This is a genomic window from Bacillus nitratireducens, assembly GCF_001884135.1.
In the GTDB taxonomy this organism is placed as follows: Bacteria; Bacillota; Bacilli; order Bacillales; family Bacillaceae_G; genus Bacillus_A; species Bacillus_A nitratireducens.
Genome location: NZ_MAOC01000026.1, coordinates 200,418 through 220,471 on the forward strand (window position 1 = coordinate 200,418; position 20,054 = coordinate 220,471).

The 20,054-nt window shown below is 34.4% G+C and carries 21 protein-coding genes; 15 read left to right on the forward strand and 6 right to left on the reverse strand.

Annotated elements, in window-relative coordinates; translation table 11 throughout:
- The first annotated feature begins 20 nt into the window (after positions 1-20).
- The 4 genes from dapA (at position 21) to BAU23_RS10800 (ending at position 4,536) form a co-directional block, all read left to right on the forward strand.
- Positions 21-917, forward strand: a complete 897-nt coding sequence (gene dapA / locus BAU23_RS10785) for a 4-hydroxy-tetrahydrodipicolinate synthase (RefSeq protein WP_071734411.1) — start codon at positions 21-23, stop codon at positions 915-917.
- Positions 918-935: 18 nt separating this feature from the next.
- A complete protein-coding gene (locus BAU23_RS10790) occupies positions 936-2,420 on the forward strand; it encodes an aldehyde dehydrogenase family protein (RefSeq protein ID WP_000958344.1) in 1,485 nt (494 codons plus the stop codon).
- A gap of 157 nt (positions 2,421-2,577) precedes the next feature.
- Positions 2,578-4,068 carry an alanine/glycine:cation symporter family protein gene (locus BAU23_RS10795; protein ID WP_000437005.1) on the forward strand — a complete coding sequence of 497 codons (1,491 nt, stop codon included), beginning with the start codon at positions 2,578-2,580 and terminating at the stop codon, positions 4,066-4,068.
- Positions 4,069-4,170: 102 nt separating this feature from the next.
- On the forward strand, positions 4,171-4,536 hold the full coding sequence (locus BAU23_RS10800) for a carboxymuconolactone decarboxylase family protein (RefSeq protein ID WP_000399729.1): 366 nt from the start codon (positions 4,171-4,173) through the stop codon (positions 4,534-4,536).
- A 145-nt stretch (positions 4,537-4,681) separates the two neighbouring features.
- On the opposite strand, the gene BAU23_RS10805 is transcribed toward BAU23_RS10800, so the two are convergent.
- A complete protein-coding gene (locus tag BAU23_RS10805) occupies positions 4,682-4,978 on the reverse strand; it encodes a P-loop NTPase family protein (protein ID WP_000398781.1) in 297 nt (98 codons plus the stop codon).
- A gap of 107 nt (positions 4,979-5,085) precedes the next feature.
- Here BAU23_RS10805 and BAU23_RS10810 point away from each other — a divergent pair, with 107 nt between their 5' ends.
- The 5 genes from BAU23_RS10810 to BAU23_RS10830 all read left to right on the forward strand — a co-directional run bounded on the left by BAU23_RS10810 (position 5,086) and on the right by BAU23_RS10830 (position 10,259).
- The gene (locus tag BAU23_RS10810; protein ID WP_001180588.1) at positions 5,086-5,589 is read left to right on the forward strand and encodes a GNAT family N-acetyltransferase; all 504 of its coding nucleotides are present in this window, start codon (positions 5,086-5,088) and stop codon (positions 5,587-5,589) included.
- A 207-nt stretch (positions 5,590-5,796) separates the two neighbouring features.
- Positions 5,797-6,312 (forward strand): DinB family protein, encoded by a 516-nt coding sequence (locus tag BAU23_RS10815; protein ID WP_071734413.1) that lies wholly within the window; start codon positions 5,797-5,799, stop codon positions 6,310-6,312.
- Between the two features lie 437 nt (positions 6,313-6,749).
- Positions 6,750-7,415 carry a lytic polysaccharide monooxygenase gene (locus BAU23_RS10820; protein WP_071734415.1) on the forward strand — a complete coding sequence of 222 codons (666 nt, stop codon included), beginning with the start codon at positions 6,750-6,752 and terminating at the stop codon, positions 7,413-7,415.
- A gap of 151 nt (positions 7,416-7,566) precedes the next feature.
- Entirely contained in the window at positions 7,567-8,496 is a 930-nt protein-coding gene (gene ppaC / locus BAU23_RS10825) for a manganese-dependent inorganic pyrophosphatase (protein ID WP_000416870.1), read from the forward strand.
- A 107-nt stretch (positions 8,497-8,603) separates the two neighbouring features.
- Positions 8,604-10,259, forward strand: coding sequence for a M3 family oligoendopeptidase (locus BAU23_RS10830; protein ID WP_000469289.1), 1,656 nt, complete (start codon positions 8,604-8,606; stop codon positions 10,257-10,259).
- Between the two features lie 29 nt (positions 10,260-10,288).
- Here BAU23_RS10830 and BAU23_RS10835 read toward each other — a convergent pair whose 3' ends face one another.
- On the reverse strand, positions 10,289-10,477 hold the full coding sequence (locus BAU23_RS10835) for a DUF4017 family protein (protein WP_000789862.1): 189 nt from the start codon (positions 10,475-10,477) through the stop codon (positions 10,289-10,291).
- Between the two features lie 317 nt (positions 10,478-10,794).
- Here BAU23_RS10835 and BAU23_RS10840 point away from each other — a divergent pair, with 317 nt between their 5' ends.
- On the forward strand, positions 10,795-11,244 hold the full coding sequence (locus BAU23_RS10840; protein ID WP_000824889.1) for a DUF6884 domain-containing protein: 450 nt from the start codon (positions 10,795-10,797) through the stop codon (positions 11,242-11,244).
- A gap of 130 nt (positions 11,245-11,374) precedes the next feature.
- Positions 11,375-11,560, forward strand: a complete 186-nt coding sequence (locus tag BAU23_RS30565; RefSeq protein WP_071734417.1) for a hypothetical protein — start codon at positions 11,375-11,377, stop codon at positions 11,558-11,560.
- A 53-nt stretch (positions 11,561-11,613) separates the two neighbouring features.
- On the opposite strand, the gene BAU23_RS10850 is transcribed toward BAU23_RS30565, so the two are convergent.
- From BAU23_RS10850 to BAU23_RS30170, 4 genes are all read right to left on the reverse strand, one after another.
- Entirely contained in the window at positions 11,614-12,066 is a 453-nt protein-coding gene (locus tag BAU23_RS10850) for a hypothetical protein (RefSeq protein WP_000877564.1), read from the reverse strand.
- A 137-nt stretch (positions 12,067-12,203) separates the two neighbouring features.
- Positions 12,204-12,560: a hypothetical protein gene (locus tag BAU23_RS10855; protein ID WP_000606238.1), complete on the reverse strand. Its 357-nt coding sequence runs from the start codon at positions 12,558-12,560 to the stop codon at positions 12,204-12,206.
- Between the two features lie 128 nt (positions 12,561-12,688).
- Complete coding sequence (locus BAU23_RS10860; RefSeq protein ID WP_000287718.1) at positions 12,689-13,312, reverse strand: hypothetical protein; 624 nt, start codon at positions 13,310-13,312, stop codon at positions 12,689-12,691.
- A gap of 684 nt (positions 13,313-13,996) precedes the next feature.
- On the reverse strand, positions 13,997-14,158 hold the full coding sequence (locus BAU23_RS30170; protein ID WP_000842437.1) for a hypothetical protein: 162 nt from the start codon (positions 14,156-14,158) through the stop codon (positions 13,997-13,999).
- 233 nt (positions 14,159-14,391) lie between these two features.
- On the opposite strand from BAU23_RS30170, the gene recQ reads away from it, so the two are divergent.
- The 4 genes from recQ to BAU23_RS10880 all read left to right on the forward strand — a co-directional run bounded on the left by recQ (position 14,392) and on the right by BAU23_RS10880 (position 20,042).
- Positions 14,392-16,509: a DNA helicase RecQ gene (gene recQ / locus BAU23_RS10865; protein ID WP_000494248.1), complete on the forward strand. Its 2,118-nt coding sequence runs from the start codon at positions 14,392-14,394 to the stop codon at positions 16,507-16,509.
- A gap of 25 nt (positions 16,510-16,534) precedes the next feature.
- A complete protein-coding gene (locus BAU23_RS10870) occupies positions 16,535-16,918 on the forward strand; it encodes a gamma-glutamylcyclotransferase family protein (protein WP_000274896.1) in 384 nt (127 codons plus the stop codon).
- Positions 16,919-17,111: 193 nt separating this feature from the next.
- A complete protein-coding gene (locus tag BAU23_RS10875) occupies positions 17,112-17,855 on the forward strand; it encodes a class I SAM-dependent methyltransferase (protein ID WP_071734419.1) in 744 nt (247 codons plus the stop codon).
- A gap of 117 nt (positions 17,856-17,972) precedes the next feature.
- Complete coding sequence (locus BAU23_RS10880; protein WP_000065191.1) at positions 17,973-20,042, forward strand: HelD family protein; 2,070 nt, start codon at positions 17,973-17,975, stop codon at positions 20,040-20,042.
- Positions 20,043-20,054: the final 12 nt, after the last annotated feature.

Genomic DNA, 20,054 nt, shown 5'->3' on the forward strand with positions numbered 1-20,054 from the left:
TGTTAAAGGGAGAGATAAAGATGCAAAATATTAAAGGGGCATTTCCAGTATTAATAACACCAATGGATGAGTTTCAAGAGGTTGATTGGAAAGGTGTAAAGCAAAACGTAAACTACTTTATTGAGAAAAAAGTAGCTGGAATTATTATTAATGGAAGTACGGGAGAATTTGTTAGTTTATCAAAAGAAGAACGATTTAACATGGTAGAAACAGTATTAAAAGAAGTTGATGGCCGTATTCCAGTTATTGTTGGAACTGCTGCGGAGACGACGAAAGAAACGATTGAATATACGAAACATGCAGAAGCGCACGGAGCGGATTGTGCATTAATTATAAACTCTTACTATTGTAAACCGAAGGAAGAGGAGATTTATTTTCATTTTAAAGAAATCTCAAACGCTGTAAATATACCAATTATGCTATACAATAACCCATTTACTTCTGGTGTTGATATGAGCGCAGAGCTAATGCTCCGTATTGGAAAAGAGTGTGAAAATGTTACACATATTAAAGAATCTAGCGGAGATATTCGAAAAGCGAGAGATTTAGTAAGACAAGGCGAAGGTGCTTTTCAAGTTTTCTGCGGATCTGAAGATTTAGTTATGGAATCTTATTTAGTTGGTGCCTCGGGATGGGTTTCAGTAGCAGGAAATATCGTTCCAGGTCTCGTTACGAAAATGTATGAGCATTTTCAAAATGGTGAATTAGAAAAAGCATGGGAAATAAATGATGCTATTTTACCTCTTTGCGAGTTCCTTGAAGGGTCAGGGAAATATGTACAAATCGTTAAACGCTCAATGGAATTACATGGGCAAGTCGGGGGACCTTCACGTTATCCGAGACTCGGATTAACTGAAGAAGAAGATCAAAAGCTTCAAACGATTTTATCAGAAATTGCAGCTCATGCAGCTGTTTAAATAAGGAGGAGAGTATATATGTTAACGACAAACATTAAGCTGAAACCAAAAGTGAAAGCGTTTTTAAATGAAGAAATTAAAATGTTTATTAATGGCGAATTTGTTCCTTCTATTAGTGGGAAGACATTTGAAACATACAATCCAGCGACAGAAGACGTTCTAGCGGTCGTATGTGAAGCACAAGAAGAAGATGTTGATATCGCAGTAAAAGCGGCAAGATTTGCTTTTGAATCAGGCCCGTGGGCAGAGATGACTACTGCTGAAAGAGCACATCTTATTTATAAATTAGCAGATTTAATTGAAGAGCATAGAGAAGAATTAGCACAGCTAGAAGCTTTAGATAATGGAAAACCATATCAAGTAGCACTTGATGATGATATTTCAGCGACTATAGAAAATTACCGCTATTACGCGGGATGGGCTACAAAAATTATTGGGCAAACCATTCCAATTTCAAAAGATTATTTAAATTACACACGCCATGAACCAGTTGGCGTTGTAGGTCAAATCATTCCGTGGAATTTTCCGCTCGTTATGTCTTCCTGGAAAATGGGTGCTGCACTCGCGACAGGTTGTACGATTGTATTAAAACCAGCAGAGCAAACACCTTTATCTTTACTATATACAGCGAAGCTTTTTAAAGAAGCTGGTTTTCCAAACGGTGTTGTAAATTTTGTACCAGGTTTCGGCCCTGAAGCAGGTGCTGCAATTGTAAATCATCATGATATTGATAAAGTAGCTTTCACAGGTTCAACAGTTACAGGGAAATATATTATGCGTCAATCTGCAGAAACAATTAAACATGTAACGTTAGAACTTGGTGGTAAGTCACCAAATATCATTTTAGAAGACGCTGATTTAGACGAAGCGATTAACGGTGCATTCCAAGGCATTATGTATAATCATGGTCAAAATTGTAGTGCAGGATCCCGTGTATTCGTTCATCGGAAGCATTATGAAACTGTAGTAGAAGAGCTTGTAAAAAGAGCAAATAATATTAAACTTGGAGCCGGGATGGAAACAGATACAGAAATGGGTCCACTCGTATCTAAAAAACAACAAGAGCGTGTGCTGCATTACATTGCACAAGGAAGAGCTGAAGGCGCTACTGTTGCAGCTGGCGGTGAACGTGCATTTGAAAAAGGTTATTTTGTACAGCCAACGGTATTCACAAATGTTACTGATGATATGACAATTGTAAAAGAAGAAATTTTTGGACCAGTTGTCGTAGTACTTCCATTTGATTCAACAGAAGAGGTAATCGAAAGAGCAAATCGCTCTTCATACGGACTCGCTGCGGGCGTATGGACACAAAATATTAAAACGGGACACCAAGTTGCCAATAAATTAAAGGCAGGAACAGTGTGGATTAATGATTATAACTTAGAAAATGCAGCTGCACCATTTGGTGGATATAAACAATCAGGTATTGGACGTGAGTTAGGTTCATATGCGCTTGATAATTATACAGAAGTGAAAAGTGTTTGGGTAAATATAAAGTGAAACGCTATTCAGTGAGGAGTTTTACTGCCAGCAAATAGCGGGATAATAAAATCATGAAATATAGTAAGAGATGCGGACAACTGGAAGGTATGAAAAAGGTTGTCCGTTTTCTTATATATAAAATTGCTTTTTCAAAAGAATGATAAGGGGGATTTGGATGGAGCAGTTAGTAGAATGGTTAGTAGGGCAAGTATGGAGTATTGGTTTAGTTGTTTTCGCATTAGGAGCAGGGGTGTATTTTACAATTGCCACTCGTTTTTTACAAATTCGTTATTTTAAAGAGATGATTAAACTATTATTTGAAGGGAAGAGCTCGGAGACGGGAATATCATCCTTTCAAGCGTTTTGTTTAGCCTTATCAGGTAGGGTTGGAATAGGTAATATCGCAGGAGTAGCGACAGCTATCGCTTTTGGCGGACCTGGAGCTGTATTTTGGATGTGGGTAATGGCTTTGTTAGGGGCAGCTAGTGCTTTTGTTGAATCAACATTATCTCAAGTGTATAAAAGTAAAGTAGGGAATGAATACCGCGGTGGTACACCATATTTCATTGAAAAAGGCTTAAAAATGAAATGGTTTGCAGTCATTGTAGCGGTCGTTGTAACACTTTCATATGGTGTTTTATTACCAGGCATTCAATCTAGTAGTATCGCAGTTGGATTTGAAAACTCTAATGGTATTAACAAATATATAACTGGTATATTATTAGTCGTATTATTAGCAGCGATCATTTTTGGCGGCGTAAAGAGAATTGCGGGCGTTTCGCAAATGCTAGTTCCATTTATGGCAATTGGTTATGTAATTGTTACATGTATCGTATTAGTTGCGAATGTAACAGAAATTCCAAGTATGTTTGCTTTAATTTTCTCAAGTGCTTTTGGTGTAAATGAAATGTTTGGCGGCATCGTTGGTGCAGCTATTGCATGGGGCGTAAAGCGAGCTGTGTTTTCAAATGTTGCTGGTGTTGGAGAAGCGACGTATAGTTCCGCTGCTGCTGAAGTATCGCATCCTGCAAAACAAGGGTTAGTTCAAGCGTTTTCTGTATATATCGATACAATTGTTGTATGTACAGCGACAGCGCTTATGATTTTAATAACAGGTATGTATAATGTAATACCTGAAGGGAAAAGCGCTATTGTAAAGAATATAGGGAATGTAGATGCAGGTCCAATCTATACACAACAAGCAGTTGAAACTGTTATGACAGGATTTGGTCCAATATTTATTTCAATCGCAATCTTCTTCTTCGCATTTACAACTTTACTCGCGTATTACTATATCGCTGAAACGACACTCACTTATTTAGATCGTGAGCTTAAACATAGCTGGTTAAAACCAGTTTTGAAAATTGGATTTTTAATTATGGTTTACATCGGTAGTGTAGAATCAGCGTCGCTATTATGGAACCTTGGAGATTTAGGAATTGGTAGTATGGCATGGTTAAACTTAATCGCGATTCTACTATTAAGTAAAATTGCATTAAAAGTGTTAAAAGATTATGAAGCACAGAAAAAAGAAGGAAAAGATCCAGTGTTTGATCCTAAAAATGTGGGAATTGAAGGTTTAACATTTTGGGAAGAAAGAAGTAAAGAAATTGAAAGGAAAAACTATAAGGAACAATCAGTAGTGGATGATAGTCTGAAATTGTAGCTACAATAAACTGAATATTCGTTCTTTTTAATGAGGTATATTGCCTTCTTTTCATCACATACTACAATAGGTACACATAATTAGAATGGGGGTAAGAATAAGATGGAACACGAACAACATAGTTCAGTAAATGACGTTCTACATCATTATAAAGAAGGTATCGGTAGTTTTACAAACCAAATTCCTGAAATTGCAGAAACATATAATGCATTCACGCAAGCTTGTTTTCAAGAGGGCGCTTTAACAAAAAGGGAAAAACAACTTATCGCATTAGGAATTAGTCTAGCAACGCAAGATGAATATTGTACCGTTTATCATACAAAAGGCTGTCTTGATCAAGGGTGTTCAGATAAAGAAATTCTGGAAGCGTGTGGTGTATCAGCAGCATTTGCTGGTGGAGCTGCAATGAGTCAAGCGGTAACTTTAGTACAAGAGTGTATAAGTGAACTGAAAAATCAAAAGCATTGAATATAAAAGAACGTTTTAAACTTTATGTTTAAAACGTTCTTTTACGTGAGATTAAATTTGAGTATAAAAATTATCTGGTATGTAATGTAATAAAGTAAGGTTTTTAAATTAGTGGGAATGTGAAACCACAACCCTTTATTTAGTTTTAAGATTTTCTAAAAAGTTTTAATTGTTTCATATAATCAATAGCTTTTGTTTTGTTCTTTTGTTTACATACATATTCGAATTCATTCTTATCTCGATAATAACAATTCATTATTTCTTCTGTAAGAATTCCATTTGACATAGCTTTTTTAATTGCGCAATGTGGTTCATTTGTATGAGAGCAGTTAGAGAATTTACATTTCTTAGATATCGCCTCTATATCTTCATATCCAAGATCAAAGTCGTCCTTATGATTTATTAAGTCAAATCCAATTTTGCTAATGGTTAACCCCTCCATCATTCATACATTCTAAAAGTATGTTCTATCTAAATATATATTTCCTTTTAGTAATCTGTTATTCCTTCTATAAAACTTGGTACAATGACACAAAAGGGGGATTAGTAATGCAAAACTTAGTAATTGAAGAAATTCAGCAATTAGAAAATGATATGGAAGAGCTTTCTAAACTTTTGAAAACAGTAGTAGATGATGGGGCGTCAATTGGTTTCTTACCTCCACTGGAACAACAAGAAGCCATAAATTATTGGCAAACCGTATTAGCGCCAGAAGTGATATTATATGTTGCTAAAATAAACAATGAAGTGGCAGGAAGTGTTCAATTACATCTAGTTACAAAGCCTAACGGGACCCATAGGGCCGAAATTTGTAAGTTAATGACTCACCCAAACTTTAGACGGAATGGCATCGGACGTTCACTAATGAAAAAAGCAGAGGAACGAGCAAAGCAAGAAAACAGGTCTCTTTTAGTGTTAGATACTAGAGAAGGAGACCCTTCGAATAAATTGTACAAATCATTAGACTATCGAGAAGTTGGAAAAATACCGGAATATGCAATTTCTCCAAATGGTGAGTTGGATGCAACGGTAATTTATTATAAAATGATTTAGTTTTTTTATTTGAAAAGAAGGATAGTTTCAAACAATGTTTGATATACCCCTGTATAATAGTGTTTTTCTTTTGACCCTTTACCTTCATCTGGAATGTTTAATTTAAAGGGCCAGTCTGTAGAGAGTTTTAACAGTTTTTTTAGATTTTGATTTTGAAGTTATTTGGTGAATATTAAAATGTTAATCTAAAAAATGGAGGTTGTTGTGATGTTGAAACTGTTTCAATATAACTGGCAAGTTCGTGATGATTGGTTTACATTGTGCGAAGATATGTCGGCTGAAGAACTATTAAAGAAACGGGTTGGTGGATTTGGTAGCATCCTACATACCCTATTTCATATTGTAGATGTGGAATATATGTGGATCTTAGGTTTGCGAGGTGAACCAGTGCCTGAGGAGCCATTGTTTGAAGATTATGCTAGCTTGCAAAAAGTGAAAAATCTTTCGGATCAATACCACGAGAAAGTGAAGCCATTTGTGACAGCTTGGACAAATGAAATGGATTCTCGGAAACTTTCAGAAACTGATTTCAATGAAGAACCGATTAGCTCTAGAGACGCCCCAATCAGGCGCCGAGTCATTGAATGTACACACGGAGAGATAATACGTCATGTCATTGTCCATGAAATCCACCATATCGGTCAGTTATCTATATGGGCACGTGAAATAGGAAAGGAGCCTGTTTCCGCAAATCTGAGAGGAAGAGGGCTATTCGATAATTAGAATGCCTTTGCCAATTTCGTAATTTATTTATAAACGAATGGTTTAATTGAGTATATTTAAAGCGTGTTTAGATCAATCTTTTTCAAAACACACTTTTTCTTTGTATTATTTTATCTAGGTTTAAAGAGTTAATGTAATCAAACTTTTTTCAAAGCTACACTGTGATATATAATTGTAAGTAATTATTAACTACTTTAACGCCGCTTGTATTTTCAGACGGTGTTATAAGTATTTAACAGTAAAACGACAAAATAAATAATAGATTTGATAACTGGTAATTAAAATGCGTGAAGAATTGATATTTTTGTAGCTAAAAGAATTTGAGAAAGTTTTTAGAGGGTTATTTTAGTAATGCCCTTCCACTTATAATGGTTGTAGAGAAGATGACTAGGCAACTATAGTTATTTTCGTTTCATTTTTGGGAAGGGGATGAAAGAATGAAAAAGACAAGTTTACAAAAGATGAAAAAGGTTATGTTGAGTGGTGGGATATTACTTACGGGATTATTAACATTTGGATTTTCAGAAAAGGCTTCAGCTCACGGGTATGTAGAATCACCAGCGAGCCGATCTTTTTTATGTAAGCAAGGGGTAAATGTAAATTGCGGTCCAGTTCAATATGAACCACAAAGTGTAGAAGGAATAGGGGGTTTTCCGCAATTAGGACCTTCTGATGGACAAATCGCAGGAGCTGGCCATTTTCCTGCTTTAGACGTTCAAGCAGTTGATAGGTGGAAGAAAGTTACGTTAAACGGTGGGATGAATACATTCAAGTGGAAACTAACCGCTCCTCATAGTACGAAAGAATGGAAATACTACATTACAAAGAAGGATTGGAATCCAAATATGCCTTTAACAAGGTCTAGTTTAGATTTAATGCCGTTCTATGTGAAAAATGATGGGGGAGTTAGACCGGGGACAACAGTAACGCATGAAACAAATGTACCAACTGACCGTAGTGGCTACCATCTTATTTTAGCTGTTTGGGAGATTGCGGACACTGGAAATGCGTTTTATCAAGTTATTGATGTGAAACTTGTGAATAATGGTTTAAATTCTAATTTTGCGTTTAACACTGTAGTGCAAGTTCCTACACTATTTTAAATTAAATATACATTTTGATCATCTAATTCATTTTAGATGATCTTTTTTATGAAAAATATAGAAGAAAGTACAATTATTTATAAAAAATTCGGCTTTAAATATTGTCATATTTGCTTCTTTAAGATATCCTTTTCATGAAGAGGTGGAAAACATGGAAAAAGTACTAGTTTTCGGGCATAAAAACCCAGATACAGATGCAATTTGTTCTGCAATTGCTTATGCAGAATTGAAAAAAGAATTAGGAATGAATGCTGAGCCTGTACGTTTAGGCGAAATCAGCGGTGAAACTCAATTTGCGTTAGACTATTTTAAAGTAGAAGGACCGCGTTTTGTTGAGACAGTTGCAAGCGAAGTGGACAACGTTATTTTAGTTGACCATAACGAGCGTCAACAAAGTGCTAACGATATCGAATCTGTTCGTGTGTTAGAAGTTATCGACCATCACCGTATTGCTAATTTTGAAACAAGCGATCCTATTTACTACCGTTGTGAGCCAGTTGGATGTACAGCTACAATCTTAAACAAAATGTACAAAGAAAATGGCGTTACAATTCGTAAAGAAGTTGCTGGTTTAATGTTATCTGCAATCATTTCAGATTCTTTACTATTCAAATCTCCAACTTGCACAGAGCAAGACGTAGCAGCAGCTCGTGAATTAGCGGAAATCGCTGGTGTAGATGCAGATAGCTACGGCTTAGAAATGTTAAAAGCTGGTGCTGACTTAAGCGGAAAAACAATGGAGCAATTAATCTCTCTTGACGCTAAAGAATTCCAAATGGGTAACGCGAAAGTTGAAATCGCGCAAGTAAACGCTGTTGATACAAACGACGTTCTTGTACACCAAGCGGAACTTGAAAAAGTTATCTCTGCAGTAGTAGAAGAAAAAGGTTTAGACCTATTCTTATTCGTTGTAACTGATATCTTAATTAACGATTCTGTTGGTCTTGCGATCGGTAAAGCAGCAAACGTTGTTGAGAAAGCATACAACGTATCTCTAGAAAACAACACTGCTACTTTAAAAGGTGTTGTATCTCGTAAAAAACAAATCGTACCAGTATTAACAGAAACATTCCAAGCTTAATATTATTGTGAACGGATAAACAGGAAGGACAAGTAGTCATATTGGCTGCTTGTCTTTTTCTATCTCTAAAAAACAGAAAATTGAAATTAAAAACAGGGGGATTGTGTATGTTTATTGATTTGGAAACATTGAAAAGTAAATTACAGGCACTTTTCGAGCGGAATATTACTTCTGTTTTAGAATTAGAGAGTTGGCTTTTGGATGAACAGTGTTTAAACGCTAAAATAGAAGAGGAGTTAACTAATAGTTTAATTGCCACATATAGAGATACAGACGATAGTAATTTACGTGATTTACATATGTATAATCAAAATACAATTCAACCACTTTTAAAAAGATACAATGCAAAATTTGACCAGAAATTTAAAGATTGTCCGTTTGTCGATTTATTAGATGAGCAGAAATATGGATTTATGAAAAAAGCAAGATTGGTGAAAAGTAAAATGTTTAATGAAAAGAACATTGCTCTTTCCATTAAAGAGCAAGAGCTTATAACGAAGTATAGAGAAATAATGTCTAACATAGCTATTCATTGGGAAGGTGAACAAAAGACGTATGCATACGTAAAAGCACAGCTAGATAACCCAAATAGAAATATTCGAGAAAAGGCATGGTATGCTTTATGCGAAGCAAGAAGTGCAGTAAAAATAGAAATAGATTGTATTATGAATGAACTCGTACAATTGCGGAATGAGATAGCTTTACATGCAGGATTTAATAATTATAGTGAATATGCTTTTAAACAAAAAAATAGAGATTATAGTATTGAAGAGTGTTATAAACTTCATGAATCTATAGAAAAGTATGTTGTACCAATTTGGAAACAGTTAGGAAGTCTTTCTAAAAAGAATCTCGGTGTAAAAACGTATCGCCCTTGGGATCTAACGCCTTGTAATTTACCAAAAGCCCCATTTCAAAATACCGTTGATTTATTGGATGGGGTTGAAGAAATGTTACGGAAGACAGATTCGTGCTTTCATGGAGAATTTACTCATATAAGGAAAGCGGGATTAATTGACGTAGAAGAACGAGAAAATAAAGCGCCAGGAGCTGCTTGTTTTACCTTACCTCATAGTAAAGATGTTTTTGTGTATTCTAATTTTAGTCCTTCATTTTATGCAATTAATGCACTAATACATGAAATAGGGCATGCATTACATTTTTATAAACAATTTAACAATGAAAGTAGCATGCAGGAAAGATATCTTCGTGAAGAGGTGGCTGAACTTTATTCCCTTAGTCTTGAGCTACTATTAATGGATAAGCTTAATGTTTTTTATAAGCAAGAGGATGAGTATAAGGAAGTGCAGCAAGTACAATTGTTCCGTACGATGTCTTTATTAATGTCGTCAGTTTCAGGAGATGTATTCCAACACTGGATCTATACAAATCCAAACCATACGCCAGAAGAGCGTGATAAGAAATATGTTGAGCTATGTAAAAGGTATCAATATTCACCAGTCGATATTGCAGGATTAGAGTATGAAATCGGTGCAAGCTGGTTAGAGTCATTTCACTATTTTCAGTTTCCTTTTTATAAAATTGAATATGCAATTGCACAAATAGGAGCAATGCAATTGCTTCAAATTTATCGGGAAGATCCAGAAAAAGCGATTGCTTTCTTTAAAGTGGGAGCGAGTTCAGATTGGAATTTATCTATACAGGAAATATACGGAAATACAGGTGTTAAGTTTGACTTTTCGGAAGAAAGGATAGAAAATACTGCTAGCGCTATTCTGGATCTGATTAACGAATTAAAATAAGGATAGCCTTTAGCTATCCTTAAAAACTTTTATTCATAAGACTTTTTCTTATTTATATAAAATGTGATAATAGCAGCGATAATGAAAATAGGTATTGCGTACGCTTGCCCAACAAAGAATTTCCAACCTACAGTATTATAGCCGTCAGATGCTGGAATGATAATCGCGATGATACAAACGATAATATAAGCTAATAATGCTGGGAGTATATTTTTCATACGTATTCACCTCCTTTTTATAATATATTTGTATATTATACTATTGAATAGCAGTTAGAAGATTTATTGTATTTAATTTTACAAAATCTTCACAAACTCACTAAAGGATGGGGTGTATGCATGCTGTATGAAAGTGACTTTAGTACGGTATGTTTATGTAATAATATATGCTTAATAGACTGCTCTAAAATAAATTAAACCAAATATAGAAGATAATGTAATTTAATCTTTCAAGATTAGTATATAGTATTCTGTAAAAAAATGTACTGAAAAATTGATATTTCATAAGAAAGATAGAAGCGAGGTAAGAAATAACGATGAAAAGGTTATGCATAATTCCATGCGGAAAGAAGAAAATTTGGGATAAGTACCCAGAGTATGGAGAGGCAGAGGCAAAAAATGTATATATTAGTCCATTCGGAAAAGCATGTCAGGCGTATGGAACTATGTTTTTCGAGAATTGGGTTATATTATCAGCGAAGCATGGATTTTTAAGGCCAAATGATATTGTACAGGAAAATTATGATCTTGCATTTGATTCAAAGAGTGATGAGATTATTAGCATTGAACAATTAAAACAACAGATGATTGAAAAAGGCTTACTTCAATTTGATGAAATAGTATTGCTTGCAGGGAAGAAGCATAAAAAAGTTGTGACGAAGCTATATCCAGAAGAAATCATTACATATCCATTAGAAGGGTGTAAAGGCATTGGGTATATGTTGCAGAGATTGAAGGGGGCTGTGGAAGGGCAGCAGGAAATATAGGCATGAATTAGTACTTGATTCAAATTACATCACATTTATACACTTTAAATAGACTATTAAACAAGCCTTTTTACCCTTTTAAACATAGAATATGATGAATTCTATTTTATATTAGGGGGGAATCATATTCATGTGTAATAATTGTGGTTGTAGACGCAGAGATTGTAATAGATTTTGGGATGATTTAATGTTTGGAAGATGTAGACGCAGAGATTGTGATGATTGTCGTTGCAATCGTAAACGTGACTGTGATTGTGATGATTGCCGTCGCAATCGTAAACGTGACGACGATGATGATAAATGTCGTAAGTGGTAATTTTCTTTGAAAGAGTACTTTGAAGTAAAGTACTCTTTTTTTGTATAAACCTTTTAAATTCCATTTTGAACAGATTTCTTTTCGATTTCCCATGAATCTTGCTTTTTAATTTTTAGAGCTATATTCGTACCATTAGATTCTGTATAAAAGATATATCCGTGGTTGGATTTAACGTAAGTTGAAGGTTCACTTGTGCACTCTTTAGAACAAGATGTGTTAATAATTTCGATTAATGATAATTCACTCGGATCAGTTTTACTAGCATCTATAAGTGTATCAAGGTTCGTTTTGCGAAAGCCTTGTAAGTTTACATGGAAATTCTTTTCTATTTCTCCAGTAACGCTAGTATTCATTACTTCAACTGAATTTTTCTTTTCTAAAAGAAAACCATTTCCATAAAGGAATTTTGTATATCCAAGCCACGCGATTAAAAATAGTATAAAAAATACACCAACTGTTCTAATTTTTCGAAGCCGTATACTTACGATTGATTCTGAATATTTCATTCAGCCTAATCCTCCAATGTTTTTATTTTAAAGTATGCTTGGGTACATATATTTAGAAGGAGATGAAAGTTAGCGAGTTACTGATTCAAAAAAAGAAAGCATCTGAAGTTAGGTGCTTTCTTTTTGAATACTGTCCGCTATCTGTTAGTTACTTGTTTCATTAGAGGTCTTATTTCTTTAACAGGTGGTTTTTTATCATAGGCATCAACGTAAGAAAAGTAATAATTTAAGTTTCTAAGAAGTCCCTTTCCTATTTTAGCGCTTAAGAAGGGGAATACTTGTCCAGTATAATCATCGAGAGATTTACAGTAGTATTTTTCATCTAAATATATACTGTATTTACATGTTAGTTCTACTAATGAGTTACCTTCATCATCAATTACTTCTTTAGAATCAATAATGTCTATTAATGCGAATTTTTCATTCAGATAAACTTTTTTCTTTTTCTCGTGCTTATTTGTGAGAATAAATACGAGACCAATTGCGTTAATCAAACTATTTCCTCCTATAAAAAACGGATATTAATAAAATATATCGATATAAGCTAAATGTAAAGAGGAGAGGTTTAAAATGTAAACTAGATAGAAACAATAATAAACCGATTTGAAGACAAATCGGTTTATTATTGAAATACTTGAGGAAATTGTTTTACGATTGCATTTGTTATCATGTCGGCCATTTCTAATGCTTCTTTTTCAATTTTATCGTAAAGTTTTACTCCTGCTTCATAATCTTTATTTAGGAAGGCAAGTGCTTCTGCTTTCGTTAGTGCTAAATGTTCATAAAACATTTTTCTGAATTCTTCTTTATCTATATATGGGTTGATACTGTTAAGAAATTCAGTAATTTCATCACCATTAGCGTACCATTTCTTTTCTATAGCGGCAGCTGCATTTTGATCACCAGCTTTTGCGGCTTTCACAAGATCGGCTGCAATTACTAAATGATCTTTAATTAATGCACTATATTTCTTTACTGCATTCTCGCCATAGAAGGGCTCAAGTGATAGTCCCATATGTGTTGCGTTTTGTAGAAGCCGTCCAACAGTAACATTAACATCTGGTAAATTAAATACAATACTTATAATAGCTAATCTCGTCCAAGCGACGTGTTGTTCCCATAAAGAACGCATAAACCCTTTTAAAAAATTCTCGTTTTTACTAATTCGGTAGTTACGTACGGATAAATCATAGTTTACATAAGGATTATGATAGGGGGAGTAATACGATTGCCAATAAGAATACATAAATAGTAACACTCCTTTGAACATGTATAACTCAAAGTATGATAAAGATTTATTTTTAGTTACGTGTCCTAGATTATTTTCAGGGAATTTGAAATGGAGAAATTCAATGAATAATGTTGTGGTATATATGAATAAATTGAATATAAAGTAAAAGAGGCTCTGCAAGGGAAGTTGCAGAGCCTCAAAAGGGTATTGCCGAGATGTCGGACTCGACTACGTAATATTATCACAAAATTCTTTTAAAAAAACCTGGTAAATGTGTCCAAATGAAAATGGGACTTTAATAAAGTCAAAGGGACCTGCTTCCCGCGGAAGGCCCCATTAACTAGATAATGTAGATGAGCAAAAACTCATCTGGAGTATCTTCATAGTAACAAATGAAATTTACTTTGTGTATTGAGAAAAAATGAATTACTTGTTTGAATGTAAAGGATTTATATTTTGCTTTTGGGAATTATAGTCATTTGTGGAGAATGGAATAGGGTTCTAAAATGGAGAAAAGACTTTTTAATCAGGTTACGATATATCGTGATATACAAGTGTAAAAAGACCTGCTAATTTAAGCAGGTCAACATAAGGGGGTTATCTAACAGATTATTATATATGGTAACAACTGTATTGTAGTAAGTCTATAAGTTTAATGTTGAGAAAATTTGTTTGAATGATATATATTTGGCACATGTATTAACGCCTAAAAAGTTGAGAAAGGAAATTAAATAGTTTTTTATAAGAAAATAACGGCTGATACTTATAAAATGATTCATATTTCCACGCATCATTATTAGAGAATTGGAGTTGTTTATTTGACTCTTTAGATTCGATGGAACTATTGTAACGACTCTTCATAATTTAACCTCCTCAAATTCATATGTATACGATTAGTAGTATTCTAGGAAGGTAAATTAAATGAATATTTATTTTGAGATTCTTTCTTCTTGTGTACTAGATTTGTTTATTTTATGTTGGAAAACGTAGGAAGCAAATAGAACTCAAATACTTATAAAATTCAAAGTGGCGAGAATCAGTTTGATGATATAATGGGAATAGATGAAAGATAAAGAAAAGCAGGTGACTCTTTTTTGTTTACAAAAGCTCAAGAACTTTTAGCGTCTTATTTCGGTTATTCGTCATTCCGAAGAGGACAAGATGAAACAATTAAAAATGTATTAGATGGAAAGGATACGGTTTGTATTATGCCTACGGGCGGTGGTAAGTCAATTTGTTATCAAATTCCCGCACTAGTATTCGAAGGAACGACATTAGTTATATCACCTTTGATTTCACTTATGAAAGATCAAGTAGACACATTAATACAAAATGGTATTTCCGCTACATATATTAATAGTTCTATTTCTATTGCAGAAGCGAATCAACGAATTCAATTGGCGAAACAAGGACATTATAAGTTGCTTTATGTGGCGCCTGAGCGACTTGATTCTATGGAGTTTGTTGATCAACTTATCGATATGAAAATCCCGATGATTGCAATTGATGAGGCGCACTGTATTTCGCAGTGGGGACATGATTTCCGCCCGAGTTATTTACATATACATCGTATATTAGATTATCTTCCAGAAAAACCGCTCGTTTTAGCGTTAACAGCAACAGCAACACCACAAGTGCGTGATGATATTTGTAGTACGCTTGAAATTAATCAAGAAAATACAATTATGACAACGTTCGAGCGCGAGAACTTATCGTTTTCAGTAATTAAGGGACAGGATCGTAATGCGTATTTAGCAGATTATATTCGTCAAAATCAGAAGGAATCTGGGATTATTTATGCAGCTACAAGAAAAGTAGTCGATCAGTTATATGAAGATTTAGGGAAAGCAGGAGTTTCGGTATCGAAATATCATGCTGGTATGAGCGATCACGATCGAAATGAACAACAAGAACTCTTTTTACGAGATGAAATCAGCGTTATGGTAGCGACATCCGCGTTCGGAATGGGGATTGATAAATCGAATATTCGTTACGTAATCCATTATCAACTTCCTAAAAACATGGAAAGTTACTATCAAGAAGCAGGACGTGCTGGTCGTGACGGATTAGATAGTGAATGTATTTTGTTATATTCTTCTCAAGATGTGCAAGTACAACGCTTTTTAATCGATCAATCAACTGGAGAATCACGTTTTTCAAACGAACTTGAAAAATTGCAAAATATGACCGATTACTGTCATACAGAACAATGTTTACAATCATTTATTTTGCAATACTTCGGAGAAGAGCCGGGGGAAGATTGTGGACGCTGTGGTAATTGTACGGACGATCGTGAAAGTATCGATGTGACGAGAGAATCACAAATGGTACTATCTTGTATGATTAGGACGAACCAACGATTTGGGAAACAAATGATTGCACAAGTATTAACGGGATCGAAAAATAAGAAAGTTATTGAATTTAATTTTCATACTTTGCCAACGTACGGACTTTTATCAAATCGTAGTGTGAAAGAAGTCAGTGAGTTTATTGAGTTTTTAATTTCAGACGAGTTGATCGCAGTTGAACATGGTACATATCCGACATTAAAAGTAACGGAAAAAGGTAAAGAAGTACTACTTGGTAAAGAGAACGTTTTACGTAAAGAACGAGTAGAAACACGACAAATTGTTCAAGACCATCCTTTATTTGAAGTGCTTCGTGAAGTGCGTAAAGAAATTGCACAAGGAGAAGGCGTGCCTCCGTTCGTTATTTTCTCTGATCAAACGTTAAAAGATATGTGTGCGAAAATGCCGCAAAGTGACTCTGAACTCCTAACTGTAAAAGGAATTGGAGAGCACAAACTTGTGAAGTACGGTTCTCACTTCTTACAAGCAGTGCAGCACTTTATTGAGGAAAACCCAAACTATGCTGAAACAATTAAGACGGAAGTTGTTTCAGAGCGTAAAAAGTCAGGGAAAGCTTCAGCAAATTCTCATTTAGAAACATATGAAATGTATAAACAAGGTATTGATTTAAATGAGGTTGCAAAGGAACGTGGGTTATCGAGACAAACGATTGAAAATCATTTAATCCGTTGCTTTGAAGATGGTATGGAAGTAGACTGGAACAGCTTTGTTCCAGCAGAGTATGAAGCTCTAATTGAAACTGCCGTACAAAATGCAGAAGGCGGTTTGAAATCTATTAAAGAACAGCTTCCAGATGAAGTGAGTTACTTTATGATTCGTGCTTATTTACAAATAAGAAAGTAGAGACATATAAAGGGGATAGGAATATATGTATCATGTTTTTGTGTATGGCACGTTAAGAAAAGAGCAAACGAATGCTCATTATATGCAAGGTGCAACATGCATCGCAGACGCAGCATGGACGTATGGTGAATTATTTGATACAGGTGAAGGGTATCCTGCAATGATTTGTTCAAACGGGGAAAAGGTATATGGGGAAGTTTACGAAGTAGATGATGAGGTTTTGCAAAAATTAGATGAACTCGAAGAATATACAGGTAATGCAGAGAGTGATTTATATGACAGGATCACTCAAACTATTTATTTTGGGGATAGAGAAATACATGCATATGTGTATGTTGCTCAAGATAGTGAAATGTTAAAGAAAGTTATCATTTCTGGTGATTGGCTGGAGTATCAAAAAGGAAAATAAAAGAAGCTATAGAATGATGTAAAAGCAGATAGTGGAATAATCCATTATCTGCTTTTTGAATTTGTATTTTTAAAATTTTTATTATTATGATAAATTATAAATGTAGGGAAATAATAAGGGGGATTTTTCATGGGTATTAGAAATTTAGTTTCTCACCTGTAGTAGAAAAATCTATTGCAGGAGGAGAATAATAATGAACGAGTTAAACGTGAAGGAATTTTACAAAAAACAATTTGAATTGTCGAATTATGATATAAATACGGAAAACTGGCTAGAGCAAGTTGCTAAAGAGGTGCAAGAACAAGTTGGATATCCGTTTCAAACGATGTTAGAACTTGGTGCAGGGAATGGTGGGTTTGCTAGAGCGATGTCTAAGTTACATGTGAGAATGACAACTGTTGAACTTGTATCAGAGCTGGTTTCTTTTGCAAAAGAACATTCTAGTAGTGATATTGCCATTCATTGTGGAGATTTTTATCAAATTAACTTTGAAGAAAAATTTGATGTAGTAAGTTATTTAGACGGCTTTGGTGTCGGAACAGATGATGAGCAATTGTTTCTACTAAAACAGATTAAAGATTGGATGAAGGAAGATGGATGTGCACTTATTGATATTTATCAACCTTTGTATTGGAAAAAGGTAAGTGGACAAGAAATGCCATTAAGTTCAGCTATGAGAAAATATGAATATGATAGTATAAATGAAAGAATGTTAGATCATTGGTGGAATCCTAATCAGCCTTATGAGATTGTAACACAGTCTTTACGTTGCTATACAGTTGAAGAGATTAGTGATTTATGTACTAAAGCAGGTTTAAGTATTGTAGGATTCTTCCCAGGGGGAGCATATGATTTTGAAAAACAAAAATATAAAGAATTAGCAACTTTAAATGAATGTTTGGCGTATCGAATTAAAGTAAAGAAGAGTAGAGTTTAATCTCTACTCTTTTTTAATTTAGAAAATTCTTACTAAAACTATTGACTTTATGAATGGATTTTTAATACAATTGTATCTCGACTGAAAAAATTGGAACGGACAGGAGGGAATCATCAAATGAGTAACATATTTGAAGAAGAATTACAGAAAATGAAAGATATTTTATGTACGATGGATGAGCAATTAGAGCAACTTGAAAAAATCCCAGTTTATTATGGAGAAGATTTTAAAGAGCAAATTCTTGAAAGTATGAGGGAGTCTAATAGACAAAACTTACGTATTGGTGTACATGAACCGTATTTTGGAAGATTAGACTTTCAGGAGGATGGCAAGGAAGAAGTTATGCCGATTTACATCGGTAAAGTAGGTGTTTCAGATAAAGATACGATGAAACCAATTGTAATTGATTGGCGTGCACCTGTCGCTAGTATGTTTTATTCATTTACTGGTGGTGAAGAATTAGCATTTTATCATTCACCAGACGGGTTAGTAGAAGGTGATGTTTATTTAAAACGAAACATCTCCATCCGAAAAAGAGAACTAGAACGTGTTGTTGATACATATGTAAAAGGAAATGAAGATGTCTCGCATGCTGATGATTTTCTTCTATATCGATTAGGTGAGAATAAAGATAATAAATTAAAGGATATCGTTTCGACTATACAATCAGAGCAAAATGATATTATTCGTGCGGAAAAAAACTTACCATTATTAATTCAAGGGGTTGCAGGGAGCGGAAAAACAACGATCGCTTTACATCGCCTTGCTTTTTTAATTTATGAATATCGTGAACAACTTGAAGCGGAGAGAATGATCGTATTCGCTCCAAACAGTTTGTTTTTAGACTATATTTCAAGTGTACTTCCTGAGTTAGGGGTAGGAAATATTAGTCAAACAACGTTTCCAGATTGGGCATTGCGTCTGCTAGAGGGTTCAGTGAAACTGAAGCAGACAGAAGAAAAATTGAAAGAAGCTTTCTCAATTAATCGCGATGAAAAAAAGGTTATGCTAGGTAAATTGAAAGGCACGCTGGAATTTAAGTCGTTTATTGAAGGAAGAATGATTCAATTTGAAAAAGATTTAGTGCCAACAAAAGATTTTGAGGCATGGGATAAAGCTGTTATTCCAGTAGAAGACGTTAAAAAATGGATGCAGGTTGAATATAAACACTATCCATTAAAGAAAAGAAGAGAACGTTTAGTCGGCCGTATGAAGCGCTGGATTGAAATTGAGCTTAAAAAGTTTGGAGAAACAAACGAGAAAAAATTACTAAAAAAAGAAGCGACAAAGAGATTGAACACATATATGAATTTTTGGCCGAAAATGAGCCCGCTTTCACTATATAATTCAATGATAAAGAGTAAGGAAATACTCGAAGTATTACCTGAAGAACTTGTTCAAGAAACAGAAAAGAATTGTCGTAAAAAAGAAGTGTATGTAGAAGACTTACCAGCTTTAATTTACATACAACATCGCATAACAGGAATTGAAATGGGACAAAAGTTCCATCACGTCGTTATTGATGAAGCGCAGGATTTCTCGCCATTCCAAGTATATGTATTAAAAGAAATTACACTAGGTAATTCTTTCACTATATTAGGTGATTTATCTCAAGCGATTTATGATTATCAAGGAATTGAAGATTGGAATGCTTTTAAGGAAGTATTCCAAGAAACAGGTTATTATGAACTGACGAGAAGTTATCGTTCTACAAAAGAAATTATTGAATTTGCGAATGAAATAATAAGAAATGCAGAAATTCCTGTAGGACTTGCTACACCAGTTTTCCGTAGCGGGGAAGACGTGAAAGTAATTCGGGCAGAGGACCAATTTACTGAAGTTTTAAAGACAGTACAGCATTTGCAAAATGAAGATGTGAAAACAATTGCGGTAATTGGAAGAACAGATGATGAATGCCGTGATATATATGAGAAATTAACAAATGCAGGGTTGACTGTTAACTTCATTGAAGCAGATCAAAGTAAGTATGAAGGTGGCATTTCGGTAGTACCTGTATACTTGGCGAAAGGATTAGAATTTGATGCAGTACTTCTAATCGACGTTGATGAGGAGCATTACAAAAATACAAAACATGATGCGAAATTATTGTATGTCGGATGTACAAGATCGCTGCATGATTTATGGATTTTCTATAGTGGGGAAGTATCTCCGTTAATTAAGAGATAGGAATATATAATA